This is a genomic window from Opitutus sp. ER46 (assembly GCF_003054705.1).
Classification (GTDB): domain Bacteria; phylum Verrucomicrobiota; class Verrucomicrobiia; order Opitutales; family Opitutaceae; genus ER46.
Genome location: NZ_QAYX01000022.1, coordinates 58,331 through 71,916, shown reverse-complemented (window position 1 = coordinate 71,916; position 13,586 = coordinate 58,331). Strand labels below are relative to the sequence as shown.

The 13,586-nt window shown below is 65.7% G+C and carries 12 protein-coding genes; 6 read left to right on the top strand and 6 right to left on the bottom strand.

What is annotated here, in order from left to right:
• Window positions 1–6: 6 nt before the first annotated feature.
• Window positions 7–1,458, top strand: a complete 1,452-nt coding sequence (locus DB354_RS10810) for an ATP-binding protein (RefSeq protein WP_107835645.1) — start codon at window positions 7–9, stop codon at window positions 1,456–1,458.
• A 41-nt stretch (window positions 1,459–1,499) separates the two neighbouring features.
• Here the strand turns inward: DB354_RS10810 and ahcY are convergent, their stop codons facing one another.
• Window positions 1,500–2,927 carry an adenosylhomocysteinase gene (gene ahcY, locus DB354_RS10805; protein ID WP_107835644.1) on the bottom strand — a complete coding sequence of 476 codons (1,428 nt, stop codon included), beginning with the start codon at window positions 2,925–2,927 and terminating at the stop codon, window positions 1,500–1,502.
• A 33-nt stretch (window positions 2,928–2,960) separates the two neighbouring features.
• Complete coding sequence (metK, locus tag DB354_RS10800) at window positions 2,961–4,127, bottom strand: methionine adenosyltransferase (protein WP_107835643.1); 1,167 nt, start codon at window positions 4,125–4,127, stop codon at window positions 2,961–2,963.
• A 214-nt stretch (window positions 4,128–4,341) separates the two neighbouring features.
• Here metK and DB354_RS10795 point away from each other — a divergent pair, with 214 nt between their 5' ends.
• Genes DB354_RS10795 through DB354_RS10775 form a run of 5 tightly spaced genes read left to right on the top strand, consistent with a single transcriptional unit; the run spans window position 4,342 to window position 8,173 of the window.
• On the top strand, window positions 4,342–5,484 hold the full coding sequence (locus DB354_RS10795; protein ID WP_107835642.1) for a hybrid sensor histidine kinase/response regulator: 1,143 nt from the start codon (window positions 4,342–4,344) through the stop codon (window positions 5,482–5,484).
• Window positions 5,481–5,876, top strand: a complete 396-nt coding sequence (locus DB354_RS10790) for a response regulator transcription factor (RefSeq protein ID WP_107835641.1) — start codon at window positions 5,481–5,483, stop codon at window positions 5,874–5,876. The genes DB354_RS10795 and DB354_RS10790 overlap by 4 nt, the downstream gene beginning before the upstream one ends.
• Window positions 5,873–6,058 carry a hypothetical protein gene (locus tag DB354_RS10785; RefSeq protein ID WP_107835640.1) on the top strand — a complete coding sequence of 62 codons (186 nt, stop codon included), beginning with the start codon at window positions 5,873–5,875 and terminating at the stop codon, window positions 6,056–6,058. The genes DB354_RS10790 and DB354_RS10785 overlap by 4 nt, the downstream gene beginning before the upstream one ends.
• Window positions 6,039–7,769 carry a GspE/PulE family protein gene (locus DB354_RS10780; RefSeq protein ID WP_107835639.1) on the top strand — a complete coding sequence of 577 codons (1,731 nt, stop codon included), beginning with the start codon at window positions 6,039–6,041 and terminating at the stop codon, window positions 7,767–7,769. The genes DB354_RS10785 and DB354_RS10780 overlap by 20 nt, the downstream gene beginning before the upstream one ends.
• Window positions 7,770–7,813: 44 nt before the next feature.
• Window positions 7,814–8,173 carry an Hpt domain-containing protein gene (locus DB354_RS10775; RefSeq protein ID WP_107835638.1) on the top strand — a complete coding sequence of 120 codons (360 nt, stop codon included), beginning with the start codon at window positions 7,814–7,816 and terminating at the stop codon, window positions 8,171–8,173.
• A gap of 82 nt (window positions 8,174–8,255) precedes the next feature.
• On the opposite strand, the gene mdoH is transcribed toward DB354_RS10775, so the two are convergent.
• The 4 genes from mdoH to DB354_RS10755 are packed head-to-tail and all read right to left on the bottom strand — an operon-like array spanning window position 8,256 to window position 13,501.
• A complete protein-coding gene (gene mdoH, locus DB354_RS10770) occupies window positions 8,256–10,391 on the bottom strand; it encodes a glucans biosynthesis glucosyltransferase MdoH (RefSeq protein ID WP_107835637.1) in 2,136 nt (711 codons plus the stop codon).
• Window positions 10,392–10,401: 10 nt separating this feature from the next.
• Entirely contained in the window at window positions 10,402–11,061 is a 660-nt protein-coding gene (locus tag DB354_RS10765) for a hypothetical protein (RefSeq protein WP_107835636.1), read from the bottom strand.
• Window positions 11,058–12,554 (bottom strand): glucan biosynthesis protein, encoded by a 1,497-nt coding sequence (locus DB354_RS10760; RefSeq protein ID WP_107835635.1) that lies wholly within the window; start codon window positions 12,552–12,554, stop codon window positions 11,058–11,060. Before DB354_RS10760 ends, DB354_RS10765 begins: the two co-directional genes overlap by 4 nt.
• The gene (locus DB354_RS10755; protein WP_107835634.1) at window positions 12,551–13,501 is read right to left on the bottom strand and encodes a uracil-DNA glycosylase; all 951 of its coding nucleotides are present in this window, start codon (window positions 13,499–13,501) and stop codon (window positions 12,551–12,553) included. Before DB354_RS10755 ends, DB354_RS10760 begins: the two co-directional genes overlap by 4 nt.
• Window positions 13,502–13,586 lie beyond the last annotated feature (85 nt).

The window sequence follows — 13,586 nt, the reverse complement described above, 5'->3', positions numbered from 1 at the left end:
GCCCCAATGGTCGATTATCCCAAGCGGAAGACGATCTTCATCATGGCGCTCGCGGCGACGCTGGTGGCATCGCTCATCGCCATCGTCCTGGACGACGACATGCGGGAGCGGCTCGGCACGCGCTACTATGTCCTGAGCCTCTCGATCATCGGCTGCGTGCTGCTTGTCCTCGCCGGCTACGTTTGGGATCAGACGCTGCAGGCGCGCCTCAAGCACCTGCGCAAGACCATCCCCACGGCGCCGGATGACACGACGGATCACGATGACATCATTGGCCTGGCCCGGAATATCGAGCGCATGGCCCAGGCGTTGCAGCAAAGCGAGGCCAGCTACCGCGGAATCGTGGAGGACCAGGTTGATCTCATCTGCCGCTACCGCCCGGAAGGCACCCTCACCTTTGCCAACCGCGCGTACGCCGAGGCCGTGGGCCGGAAGCGCGCCGAATTGATCGGACAGCGGTTCGTGCACCTCGCCCCGCTGGAGGCGGTCGAAGGGCAGGCTCCGGTCCAGGAACATGAGGTCCAGTACGCCGACGGCACCAAGCACTGGCTGCATTGGACCGTGCGGCCGATCCACGACCGCGACGGACGCCTGCTCGAGTACCAGGCCGTGGGGCATGATTTCACCGCGCGCAAGGAGGCCGAGGCCGCAGCCATGAAGGCCAAGGAAGCGGCCGAGGCGGCGGACCGCGCGAAGAGCGAGTTTCTGGCCATCGTCAGCCACGAGATCCGCACGCCGATCAACGGGGTGCTCGGATTCGCGCAGACGCTCGCGGACACGCCGCTGAATGAGGACCAGCGGGAGCAGGTCGCGATCATCAAGTCCAGCGCCCTGGCGTTGGAGAAGCTGATCTCCGACATCCTCGACCTGTCGAAGATCGAGGCCGGCCGGCTCGACATCGAGCACGCGCCGTTCGCGCTGCACCACTGCATCGAGGACACGATGGCATTTTTCCTCCCGAAGGCCCGGGCGGCCGCGCTGACGATGAGCGCTCACATTCACCCGGACGTGCCGCAGGTCGTGACCTCCGACGAGGCCCGGCTGCGCCAGGTGCTGAACAACGTTATCGGCAACGCGCTGAAGTTCACCGAGTGCGGCGGGATCGAGCTCCGCGTGTCCTGCGGACGCGTCGAACCCGGCGCGAACGGCGCCAGGCAGCGGCCGCTGCGCCTCTACTTCGCCGTGACCGACACCGGTGTGGGCATTCCCGCCGAGAAACTATCGCACCTTTTCAAGCCGTTCAGTCAGGTCGACACGTCGTCGGACCGGCGGCGCGGCGGCACCGGCCTCGGGCTGATCATTTCGAAACGGCTGTGCGAGCTGATGGGCGGCACGATTTCGGTGGAGAGCGAAGTCGGCCGCGGCACGACGTTCCACTTCTCGATCCTGGCGCAGTACGAGCGCGGCCAGAGCGCCGCGCCGTTTTCCCTGGGCACGGAACGCGCGCCGCACGGTTGAACCGCCGCGGCGCGCGGGGAAAGCGCAGACCGAGCCCGGTCTCAGTACCGGTAGTGCTCGGGCTTGTACGGGCCCGCGACCGGCACGCCGATGTAGTCGGCCTGGGCCTGGCTGAGGACGGTGAGCTTGACGCCAATCTTCTCGAGATGCAGCCGGGCGACTTCCTCGTCGAGGTGCTTGGGCAGGCGGTACACGCCAACCGCGTACTTGCCCCGGTTCTTCCACAGGTCCATCTGCGCCAGGCACTGGTTGGTGAAGCTGTTCGACATCACGAAGGACGGATGGCCCGTCGCGCACCCCAGGTTCACGAGGCGGCCCTCGGCCAGGACGTAGATGCTGCGGCCGCTCGGGAAGAGGTAGCGGTCGTACTGCGGCTTCACGTTCTCACGCTTCGCGCCCGACTCGTTGAGGCGGGTGACCTGGATCTCGTTATCGAAGTGGCCGATGTTACAAACGATCGCCTGATCCTTCATCTGCTGCATGTGCTCCAAGGTGATGATGTCCCGGTTGCCGGTGCAGGTGACGTAGATATCGGCGGTGCCGAGCGTCGACTCGATGGTATTGACCTCGAAGCCTTCCATCGCGGCTTGCAGCGCGTTGATCGGATCGACCTCGGTCACGATCACGCGGGCGCCGAACCCACGCAACGAGTGCGCGCAGCCCTTGCCCACGTCGCCATAGCCGCAGACGCAGGCGACCTTGCCCGCGATCATGACATCGGTGGCGCGCTTAAGGCCGTCGGCGAGCGACTCGCGGCAGCCGTAGAGATTGTCGAACTTGGACTTGGTGACCGAGTCGTTGACGTTGATCGCCGGCACGCGGAGCTTGCCCTGCTCCATCATCTGGTAGAGCCGGTGCACCCCCGTGGTGGTCTCCTCGGAAACGCCGCGCCACTCCTTGGCGAGGGTCGTCCACTTGAGCGGGTCGGTCTGGTGCACGCGCTTGAGCAGATTCTTGATGACCTGCTCCTCATGGGAGGACGACGGCGTGTTGACCCAGTCGCTGCCCTCTTCGAGTTCGCAGCCCTTGTGGATGAGGAGCGTGACGTCGCCGCCGTCATCGACGACCAACTGCGGGCCCTTGCCACCCGGGAAGCTGATCGCGCGGAGGGTGAAGTCCCAGTACTCCTCGAGCGACTCGCCCTTGTGGGCGAACACCGGCGTGCCCCCGGCGGCGATCGCGGCGGCGGCGTGATCCTGCGTGGAGAAGATGTTGCACGAGGCCCAGCGCACATCGGCGCCCAGTTCCCGCAGGGTCTCGATGAGCACGGCGGTCTGGATGGTCATGTGCAGCGAGCCGGTGACGCGGACGCCGGCGAGCGGCTTTTGCGGACCGAATTTGCGGCGGACGGCCATGAGGCCGGGCATTTCGTGCTCGGCGATGGCGATCTCCTTGCGGCCCCAGTCGGCGAGACCGATGTCGCGGACAGCGTGCTCTGACTTGGTGGGGGCGGAGGTGGCGGAAGACATGAGAGTGCGGGTTGAGGGTGAACGGACGAGCGGTTACTTCACGGCCGCGCGCAGGGCGTCGACCATGTTGGTCTGCTCCCACGGGAGATCCGGCTTGCCGAAGTGGCCGTAGTTGGTGGTCGCGCGATAGATCGGGCGCAGGAGGTCGAGCTGGCGGATGATGGCGGCGGGCTTGAAGCTGAACACCTCGCGGACGGCCGCGGAGATCTTCTCCTCGGGGACCTTGGCAGTGCCCATGGCATCGACCCAGATCGAAACGGGCTCGGGATAGCCGATCGCATAGGCGACCTGAAGTTCGCAGATGTCGGCGAGGCCGGAGGCGACGATGTTCTTCGCCACCCACCGGCACATGTAGGCCGCGGAGCGATCGACCTTCGACGGATCCTTGCCGGAGAAGGCGCCGCCGCCGTGCCGGCCCCAACCGCCGTAGGTGTCCACGATGATCTTGCGGCCGGTGAGGCCGGAGTCGCCCTGCGGCCCGCCAACCACGAAGCGGCCGGTCGGATTGATCAGGAACTTGGTCTGGGCGTCGATCAGCTCGGCCGGGATGACCTTCTTGATCACGTTCTCGACGAGGAAGTCGCGGATGGCGGCGTGCTCGACGTTGGCCGCGTGCTGGGTCGAGATGACGACGTTTTCGACCTTCACCGGGCGGTCGTTCTCGTAGCGGATCGAAACCTGGGACTTGGCATCCGGCCGGAGCCACGAGACGACGCGGGACTTGCGGAGCTTGGTGAGTTCACGACCGAGCCGGTGCGCAAACATGATCGCGGTCGGCATCATCTCGGGCGTCTCGTTGCACGCGTACCCGAACATGAGGCCCTGGTCGCCGGCGCCCTGCTCGGCGGTCTCCTTGCCGATGGCGGCGCGATCATCGACGCCCTGGGCGATATCCGGCGACTGCTTCGTCAGAAGGTTCGTGATAAAGACCGTGTCGGCGTGAAAGACGTCATCCTCATGCGTGTAGCCGATCTCGCGAATCGCGTCGCGCACGATGGTCTCATAGTTGGCCTTCGCCTTGGTCGTGATCTCACCGGCAATCACGACGTGATTGCTCTTCACCAAGGTCTCGCAGGCCACGCGGCTCCGGGGATCCTGGGCGAGGCAGGCGTCAAGGACGCTGTCCGAGATAAAGTCGGCGACTTTGTCGGGGTGACCTTCACCGACCGATTCCGAGGAGAACACAAATGAGTTGGCCATGGGCGTAGTTGGATGTGGCGCGAGACAATTGGGGCCGGAACAGCGCCGGCAAGCCGAATTATCAACGTATTCCGATCGCGTGATGTAAGGTCCGGGATTGCGGCCCCACCTTACCTTGGGGAAAGGCCTTTCGCGGCCCCTTGGGGCGTAAGTGGTAGCCGCCCAACTTGCCATTGCGCTGCGGGACCCCCGGGGTCAGAAACGGGTGCTTTCGATGGATTCGCATCCAACCCTTCCCTCCAGCCTTCGGGGCCGCAGGATCCTGATCGCCGATGATGACCGGCTGAACATCCGCATCCTCGCCGGGATTCTACGCCGCGAAGGCTACGAGATTGCGGATGCCGACAGCGGAGAACGTGCCCTCACGTCGTACGCCGAGTTCCAACCCAATCTCGTGCTGCTGGATGTGATGATGCCTGGCATCGATGGACTCGAAACCTGCCGCCGGCTGCGGCAGCAGTATGGCGAGAAGGCGGCCCCGGTGATCTTCATCACGGCCAAGAACGACTCGGAAGATGTCCTCGCCGGCTTCAATGCCGGGGGCGTCGATTATCTTCCGAAACCATTCAACCCCAGCGAAGTTCTGGCGCGAATCCGCACCCACCTGCAGATCCAGCAGTTGCTCGACGAGCAACTGCAGCTTGTCGAGCAGTTGAGTCGCGCCAACTCCGCGAAGAACCGCTTCCTCGGCATGGCCGCGCACGACCTGCGCAACCCGCTCGCCTCGATTCGGGGGCTGGCCGAGTTCCTCGGCGAGGGCACGGTCGGGCCGCTCAACCCCGAGCAACTCGACCTTGTCGCGACCATCCGGGAGGCAAGCCACTCGATGCTCGACATGGTCAATGACCTGCTCGATGTGGCGACAATCGAGGCCGGCGAACTCAACGTCTCCCCGGGACGACACAACCTGATCGAGGTCGTGGCCAAGGCCGTCGCGCTGACCAATATGGAGGCCGCCCGAAAACGGACGCACGTGGTGTTCCAACCCCACGACACGCAAGTCGTGGCCATGATCGACCCGGCAAAGATCAAGCAGGTCGTCGACAATCTTCTCACCAACGCGGTGAAGTTCTCCCCGCCCGGAGCCACCGTCACCGTGGCCGTCAGAGTTTCCTCGGACGCCCAAGGCATCATCCTGTCCGTCCGCGACGAGGGGCCGGGGATTCCGGCCGATGAACGCGACAAGCTCTTCAAGGATTTCGGCCGTCTCTCCGTCCGTCCCACCGGCGGCGAGAAGAGCACCGGGCTCGGCCTGGCGATCTGCCGCAAGATCGTCGAAGCCCACCACGGTACCATCGAAGCGCACAATCTCCCCGAACGCGGCTGCGAGTTCCGCGTCATTCTCCCCTCCTCATGAAACTCCCCGGCAGCGTCCTCATCGTCGACGACGAGTCCCACATCCGGAAATACGTTTCCCTCATTCTCCGCTCGCTTGGCATCACCGCCATTCTCGAGGCGGCGGACGGCGCCGAGGCGGTGACGGTTTTCCAGCGGGAGCATCCCGCGCTGGTTCTCCTCGACGTCAACATGCCCCAGGTCGACGGCCTGAAGGCGCTCGAGCAACTGATGGCCGTCGATCCCGACTGCGTGGTGATCATGCTCACGTCCGTCGCCAACCGCCACACCGTCGAACAGGCACTTGAACTTGGCGCCGCGAACTACGTCCGCAAAGACACCCCCAAGGCCGAGATGGTCGACGCGCTGCGCGAGACGATCACCGACTGCTTTCCCGACGCATCCACCCCATGACCTCCGTCAAACCCAGACCCCGCGGCCCAGTGGCCGAAGTGCGATACTCGCTCGCTGATCTGATGGCCGAGTTGGACGCCGAGCGTAACTCGAGTTCCATGGCCATGGAAAAACTGGACCAGCAGGAGATTGGAAAACTCTTCAAGAACAAGACCACCCGCCGTGCCAAACCCAAGAAGTAGCGCCTTCCTGGAGCGGGTCCGCGCGCTCCCCCATTTCGACTACGGCACCGAACTCGACGCCCTCGTCGCCAAGCACGGCGACGGGCCCCAGCTCGTGCAGGCCATCATCGACGCCAAGCTGCTGGCGAAGGATGAAGCGTGCCGGTACTGGGCCGACTCGATGTACGTCGCCTACGTCGACCCGTTCGCTTCGGTCATCACCGACGAAGCCATTGAACGCCTGCCCCTGGAGGTGGCCCGAAAAGCCAAGGCGATCGGTCTCTACCAGCTCAATGGCGTCCTCACCGTGGCCATGGCGTCGCCCTCCGATGCCGAGCTGGTCCGCCGGCTGAGCCAGATCGCCCAGGTCCCCATCAGCCCGGTGTTCGCGCTGCCGCGGGAAGTCGAGGACGCGATCGCCGTCCACTACAGCAACGAGAAGGGCCTCGAGGAGAGCCTGCAGGAACTCGAGCGCTCCAGCCTGTTCGACCGACCCGACATCGCCGGCGAGAAACTCGCCGTCCTCGCCGAAAACAACGCGTTGGCGCAGATCCTCGACGAGATCATCTTCTACGCGATGCGGGAGCGGGCGACGGACATTCATGTCGAGCCCCAGGAGACCATGGGGCGCATCCGGTATCGCATCGACGGCAACCTCCGCGAAATTCTCACCTACTCGCGCAAGCTCCATCGCGCGCTCATCTCGCGCATCAAGATTCTCTCCAACCTGAATATCGCCGAGACCCGCTTCCCCCAGGACGGCCGGTTCTCGATGGCGGTCGGCAGCCAGTTGGCGAACTTCCGCGTCTCGACCATCCCCAGCGCCTACGGCGAAAAATCCGTCGTGCGCATCCTCGCTGCCACCGGCCGCAAGACGATGCTCACGCTGGACAAGATGATGATCTCGAAACCGATTCTGGAGCCGTTCAAGCGGCTGGTGCAGAATCCCAACGGCATCATCTTCGTCACCGGTCCGACCGGTTCCGGCAAGACGACGACGCTCTACGCTGCGCTCCAGGAGATCAACACGCCCGACATCAACATCTCGACGATCGAGGACCCGATCGAAATCCAGCTGCCGGGCGTCACCCAGAGCCAGGTCAACAGCAACATCGACCTCAAGTTCGCCACGGTGCTGCGCGCCCTCATGCGCCAGGACCCCGACGTGATCCTGATCGGCGAAATCCGCGACCTCGAGACCGCCAAGATCGCGACGGAGGCGGCCCTCACCGGACACCTCGTGCTCGCCACGCTGCACACCAACAACGCCCCCCAGGCGATCGTCCGTCTGCTCGAGATCGGTGTCGCGCCGTACATGGTCGCGCCGTCTGTCATCGGCGTCCTGGCCCAGCGGCTCGCCGCGCGCATCTGCGATGCCTGCAAGGAGGCGTACTACCCCTCCGAGGACGTCCTGCGGCAGTACTTCCACGACGAGGACCTCCCGGAGGTGCCGTTCTTCCGCGGCCGCGGCTGTCCGGCGTGCCGCCACACCGGATACAAGGGCCGCATCGCGTTTCATGAACTCGTGCTGATCACCGACGAGATCCGCACCATGATCAGCGAAGGTCGCAGCGTGCAGGAAATCACCCGCGCCGCGGCCAAGGTCGGCTACAAACCGCTGCGCTACGACGGCCTCAAGAAGGTGCTCCTCGGGCTGACCACCATCGAGGAAATCGAGCAGAACAGCTCGTTTGAGTGGGCCACCCCCGACAGCGGCGCGGCGCAATCGTAATTGCCCCGCGCACCTCGCCCAGATACCTCATTTCTCACTCCAGCATGCCCGCGACCACCCCCATCGACCCGCAGGCCATCGAAAGCCTGCGCGCCCTCAATCCCGGCGACAACGATGAGTTCCTGCGCGAAATCGCCGGAATCTACCTCGACGATACGCCGGTCCGGCTGGCCGAACTGGACCGCAGCCTCGCCGCCGGCGACATCCCGACATTCACCCGTGCCGCCCACAGCATCAAGGGCAGCTCCGGCAACGTCGGCGCCACCGACGTCCGCACCGTCGCCGAGCGACTCGAACACCACTCCCGCGAGCACGGGCTCGCCGACGTGGCGCCGCTCATCGCCGAACTCCGCGCCGAGTACGATCGCGCCGAGGCCGAGCTGAGGCGAATCATCAAGCGCTGAGCCGCTGCGCCGGCGGTTCTCGCGTGCCGTCTGGCGCGCCGGCGTTCGATGGTCGCCCCTGCCGCCAGTCTCCGGGCACCGCTCAGCGATAAAGCGCCGTCGTCGGCGCGGCCGTGAGCACGTTGTACTGGCGCATTGCCAGCCGCCACCACTCGGCCAGCGACTCAGCCGGCGAATTCCACAACTCCCGGTGCAGTTCGAGCATCGAGTCGGCATCCATCAGCAGCGCGAGTTTCTCCTTCGTCGTCAGGTTGCCGGGCCCGTCATGCAGCAGACGGTCGCGCAACTGGGCAAACCACTCGCGCGACTCCTCGGTCTGCCGCCGCTGCCGCAGCAGCGCGACGTGCAGCGCGTTGACGTACGGGTCGAGCACGGCCTGGAGCAGGCCATAGTCCGCCCGCAGCGGGCCGATTGGCGCGAGGTGCCGGTAGCACTCCGCGAGGTTCTGCTCGAGGCGCCTCAGTTCGTACGGCGCCGCAACCTCCTCCGGCGTCATGAACAATCCGAGCTCGCGCGCCCCGCGGCCGATGGAGGCCTTGCTCAGGAAGATCGAGATCGGGATCGAAAGCACGAGGCCCGCGATCACCGGACTGAGCCACCAGAAGAAGCCGGGCGAGATGATGAACGAGGACACGCCCCACACCACCCCGAAGCAGGTCTGCCCGCCGTGGGTCAGGATCGCCTCGCGCCAGTCGGTGCCGTCGACATCGGCGTCCCGCCGCTGCGTCACCCAGGAAACGCCCTGGCCGAGCAGCGTCGTCAGGACGAACTTCGCGTTGAACGCCATCGAGATCGGCGCGATGAGCGCGGACAGCACCGTCTCGAGCACGGCGCTGGTGACGAGTTCGCGGCGGCCGCCAAATCGGTCCGCGTGGCCGCGGTTGAAAGCGACGATCACACTCAGGACCTTCGGAACGAAGAGCAGGAACATCGTCAGCAGGAACAGCGTGAAGGCCTCCGGCACCTCCAGTTCGTAGCCGAAGATCGAAGTGTAATCCTCCGGCCGCGGACCGAGTTTCCCCGGCGAGGTCACCTGCGCAAAGACGTGGATCGTGCTGACGAGCAGGAAGAACAGCCAGAGCGGCGAGGACACGTAGCCCATCACGCCCATGAGCATGTGGAAGCGATTGGCCGGCCGGAAACCGCGGGCGGTGAGCAGCCAGGTATGCTGCATGTTGCCCTGGCACCAGCGGCGGTCGCGCTTCGCGGAATCGATCAGCGTCGGCGGGCCCTCCTCGAAGGTGCCCTCGATGTCGCCCGCCAACCACACGCCCCAGCCGGCCTTGCGCATCAGCGCCGCCTCCACGAAGTCGTGCGAAAGGATGCGGCCGCCGAAGGGTTCGCTGCCGGGCAGGTCGGGCAGCGCGCAGTGGTCGATGAACGGCTGCACGCGGATCACCGCGTTGTGCCCCCAGTAATTGCCCTCGTGCTGCTGCCAGTAATTGAGGCCGGCCAGGAACAGCGGGCTGTAGAGCCGATTGGCGAACGACTGCACGCGCGCAAACAGGGTCGTGCCATTCACGATCCGCGGCGCGGTCTGCAGGATGCCGATCGACGGGTGCTTCTCCATCGTCGCCACGAGCTGCACGAGGCTCCGGCCGGTCATGATCGAGTCGGCGTCGAGCACGACCATGTAGCGGTAGCGCCGGCCCCAGCGGCGCAGGAAGTCGGCGACGTTGCCGGCCTTCTTGTTAATCGAAATGCGGCGCTTCCGGTAAAAGATCTTCCCGAAACCGTTCACCTGCTTGCAGAGCTCGAGCCAGGCCACCTCCTCCTGGATCCACTGGTTCGGCTGGTTGGAATCGCTCAGGACAAAGAAGTCGAAGTGCTCCAGTTCGCCCGTCTCCTGCACCGAGCGATAAATCACGCGCAGGGCTTCGAACACGCGGCTCACGTCCTCGTTGAACACCGGCATGATGATCGCCGTCGAAGCGAGCGGCGCGCCCGGCTTCGGCGGGACGATCCGCGAACTGTCGCCGCCGCGGTTGATCACATAGAAGCCGACCAGCGCCGTGCAGAACCCCACCGCCACGTGCGCGAACAGCACGACGAACAACAGGAGGACGATTCCCTCCACCATGCTGAGCCCGTTGCGCCAGAGGAGGTCGGCCATGAACCACGTGGCGATGCTCGTGACGCCGAAGATTCCCGTGAAAAAGAGGAATCGGCGCCGGTTGAGCCGGCCCTGGTCCATGGTCTCGGTGAGAAAAAGGCGCATGGCGTGCGGTTCAGCGGGTCATGCGGAAGATGACCGCCAGGCAGCCGGCAAACACGAGCCACAGCAGCAGCGTGCGCACGATCGGCCAGTCCTCGATGCGCTCGATGGTCTCGCCCGCAGCCTCCGGGATGGGCCCAAGGTCGATCGGCCGGGGCACCATGCTCGAGAGCGACATGTCCGGGCCGGCGTCAATCGCGCCGGTCCGCATCGCCGTCACGAAATCGGTCGGCTGCGTCCGGTTATCCAGGAACACGTACGGCCATTTCTGCGGGCCATCGCACAGCAGCATGGCGAGACGCCCCTGCGCCGCGACGCGGTCCGCGCTGTTCTCCGTCGCGCCGAGGACCGACGTAAACCAGCGCTGCATCCAGAGCTCCAATTCCTCGACCGCGAGCTGGGTCGGATTGAGCGCCGGGTTGGCCTCGTGGCGGCGGGCCGCGCGTTCGAGCACCGTCTGGATCAGACGGCTCTGGTGGAGCCGATTGTGAATCCGATGGGCGCGCAGGTAATCCTCAACGCGCACATAGGCGGCATTCCAGGCCTCCATATTCCCCGTCTTCGGCCGAAAGCCGGCCAGCGTATCCAGCGCCCCGCCCAGACCGACGGCGTCCCAACCGGGACCCGCGTCAGCCTCCGAACCGGCCGCGCCGGAACTGTCGGCTCCGCTCATGGTTGCCACAGGTACGACCAGGTCTCCGTGAGCACGTGGGGCGGCTTCCGGAGGAAGCACCGCAACTCCACCGGCCGCCCGGTCCCGTCGGGCTGCAAGGCGAAGGACACCCGCCAGCTCCCGTTGTAGATGTTCTTGTGCAACGCCGAGTGCACGAGCTTGGCACCCTCGCCCACCGTGAGCACGGGTTCGATCGCGGGATCGGCGCGCTGGTTGCTCAGGTACGTGCCATCGAAATCCACGACGAAGCGCTCCAGGCCCGTCTCATTCGGTGAGTGGCCATGACGGGTTCCGATCACGAGTCCCGCCGGCGGCCGGAACTGGTCGAGGCACCAGTGCAGGCGATACTCCAGCAGGAGCGCCTCGCCGTGCGGCGGCAGCTTCTCCGGCACCCAGCAGGCGACGATGTTGTCGTTGAACTCGTTCTCCGTCGGCAGCTCGAGCAGGCGCACCGCGCCGCGGCCCCAGTTGCCCACGGGCTCCACCCATGCGCTTGGGCGGAGGTGATAATGCGCCTCGAGGTCCTGGTAGTTTTCGAAATTGCGGTCGCGCTGCATCAGGCCGAAGCCGCGCGGATTCTCGTCGCCGAACATCGCCACGTGCGGTGCCCGCACGGCGCGCAGCGGACGCCACAGCCACTCGCCGCTGCCGGTAAAGAGCTGCAGGCCGTCGGAATCGTGCACCTCGGGGCGAAAATCCTGCGTGGGCAGCGGCGCGTTCTCCCCGCGCCAGAACATGCTCGTCAGCGGCGCCATCCCCACGACCCCCACGTCCGCGCGAAAATAGATGGCGGTGCGCACATGCATCACGGTGTCCGCCCCCGGCGTGATGACGAAGCGGAACGCGCCCGTCGCACTCGGGCTGTCGAGCAGCGCGTAGACCGTCAGCACCTTCGCGTCCTCGGTGGGACGCTCGATCCAGAACTCGGTGAAGACCGGGAACTCCTCGGGGCCGGACACGCCGGTATTGAGCGCGAGCCCGCGCGCCGAGAGGCCGTAGAACGCCCGCTCGCAAAGAAAGCGGAAGTAGCTCGCCCCCAGGAACACGCCCAGTTCGTCGCCCGGATGGTTCAGCGGATACAGCAGCCGCACGCCGGCAAAGCCCATGTTCGCCGGCAGCGCGCCAACCTGGAGCGTGTCGTAGTTGAAGAAATCGCGGTCAAACGGCACCGGCCGCACGTGCCGGCGCTCGACCGTATTCACGCGGACCTGACGGTTGAAGATGTAGCCGGGATGGAAGAACTGCACCTGAAACGGCAGCGCCTCGCGGCGCCACAGCGAACGGCCGGCGTTGAACTGGATGAGCCGGTGCTGGTCATAGCTCAGCTTGAGCAGCCAGTCCGGCACCGGCGGCGGGAGCGCGTACGGACGGTTCGCCAGCATCTTGGCCTGGTAGCGCAACACCTCGAAATCGAAGATGTCATCGGCCGCGCGCACGCTCGGCGCGAGCACCGTGGCACCGACCGCCAGGAGAAACAGGAGGAGGCGTTTCATTTGTCCAAAAAATAGCCCTGCTGCCGCGCCGAGATGGGCAGCCCCGCGCGCTCCATCACCTTGAGCAGGTCCTCCCAGATCATGCGCTTCGAGCGGTTGGATTGGTTACGCAGGATGTAGCTCGGATGGTAAGTCACCATCAGCGGCTTCCCGGAAAACTCATGCCAGCGCCCGCGCACTTCGCCGAGCGTCTTGAAGGCGCCAAAGCCCAGCAGCCCCTGCGCCGCCGTCGCGCCGAGCGCCACCAGCAGGTCGGGATTCACGACTTCGATTTGCGCGCGCAGGTATGGCAGGCAGTACCGCATCTCCGCCTCGGTCGGCGGCCGGTTGCCCACCTGCTCGCCACCGTGCGCAACCGGCAACTGCGGGCGCCAGTTCATGATGTTGCCAATATAGACCTCCTCCCGCTTCACCCCCATCGCCTGGATCATCTTGGTCAGGAGCTGCCCTGCGGCGCCGACGAACGGCTCGCCCTGGATCTCCTCCTCCGCCCCGGGCGCCTCGCCAACGAACATGATCTTGGCGTCGAGCGTGCCGACCCCGAGCACCACCTTCTTTCCCGGGCGGACCTGGGCGCGGCAGATCGGATCGTTCAGGACGATCTCGCGCAATGCCGCCCAGCGCGCGGCCTTGTCTCCCGTCGGCAACGAAAAAGGCGGTGGTTGTGCCGGCAGCGCGGGCGTCGCGACCTTCGGCACCACCGGTTCCGGCGCCCGCAGCACCGGAGGTTCGTAGGCCTTGGGGGGCGGGGCCATCGGTCGGATCGGCGGCGAGGCCTCGGCCGACGCCGAAGACGCAGCGCCCGTCCCGGCGTCCGCCAGACAGCCATGCAACTCCATCGCGTGCCGCAACGCCGCCACGCTTTCCGCGGACACAGCGACATTCTTCACCCCGGCATTTTTGAGGCGGCGCAGTTCGTCAGTCAGTGCCTGCAGGGCTTGGCGCATGGGCGGTGGAACAACAGAGATACGGTGAGCAAATCGCCAATTATCGCCGCGCCAAGCAAAAGCGCGCTCGGGTCTCGGCCCCAAT

Coding starts and splice junctions, on each gene's coding strand:
- DB354_RS10775 (WP_107835638.1), top strand. CDS start 7,814: ATGCCCGCGACCACCCCCATCGACCCGCAGGCCATCGAAAGCCTGCGC.
- DB354_RS10785 (WP_107835640.1), top strand. CDS start 5,873: ATGACCTCCGTCAAACCCAGACCCCGCGGCCCAGTGGCCGAAGTGCGA.
- DB354_RS10810 (WP_107835645.1), top strand. CDS start 7: ATGGTCGATTATCCCAAGCGGAAGACGATCTTCATCATGGCGCTCGCG.
- DB354_RS10755 (WP_107835634.1), bottom strand. CDS start 13,501: ATGCGCCAAGCCCTGCAGGCACTGACTGACGAACTGCGCCGCCTCAAA.
- metK (WP_107835643.1), bottom strand. CDS start 4,127: ATGGCCAACTCATTTGTGTTCTCCTCGGAATCGGTCGGTGAAGGTCAC.
- mdoH (WP_107835637.1), bottom strand. CDS start 10,391: ATGCGCCTTTTTCTCACCGAGACCATGGACCAGGGCCGGCTCAACCGG.
- DB354_RS10765 (WP_107835636.1), bottom strand. CDS start 11,061: ATGAGCGGAGCCGACAGTTCCGGCGCGGCCGGTTCGGAGGCTGACGCG.
- DB354_RS10795 (WP_107835642.1), top strand. CDS start 4,342: ATGGATTCGCATCCAACCCTTCCCTCCAGCCTTCGGGGCCGCAGGATC.
- DB354_RS10790 (WP_107835641.1), top strand. CDS start 5,481: ATGAAACTCCCCGGCAGCGTCCTCATCGTCGACGACGAGTCCCACATC.
- DB354_RS10760 (WP_107835635.1), bottom strand. CDS start 12,554: ATGAAACGCCTCCTCCTGTTTCTCCTGGCGGTCGGTGCCACGGTGCTC.
- ahcY (WP_107835644.1), bottom strand. CDS start 2,927: ATGTCTTCCGCCACCTCCGCCCCCACCAAGTCAGAGCACGCTGTCCGC.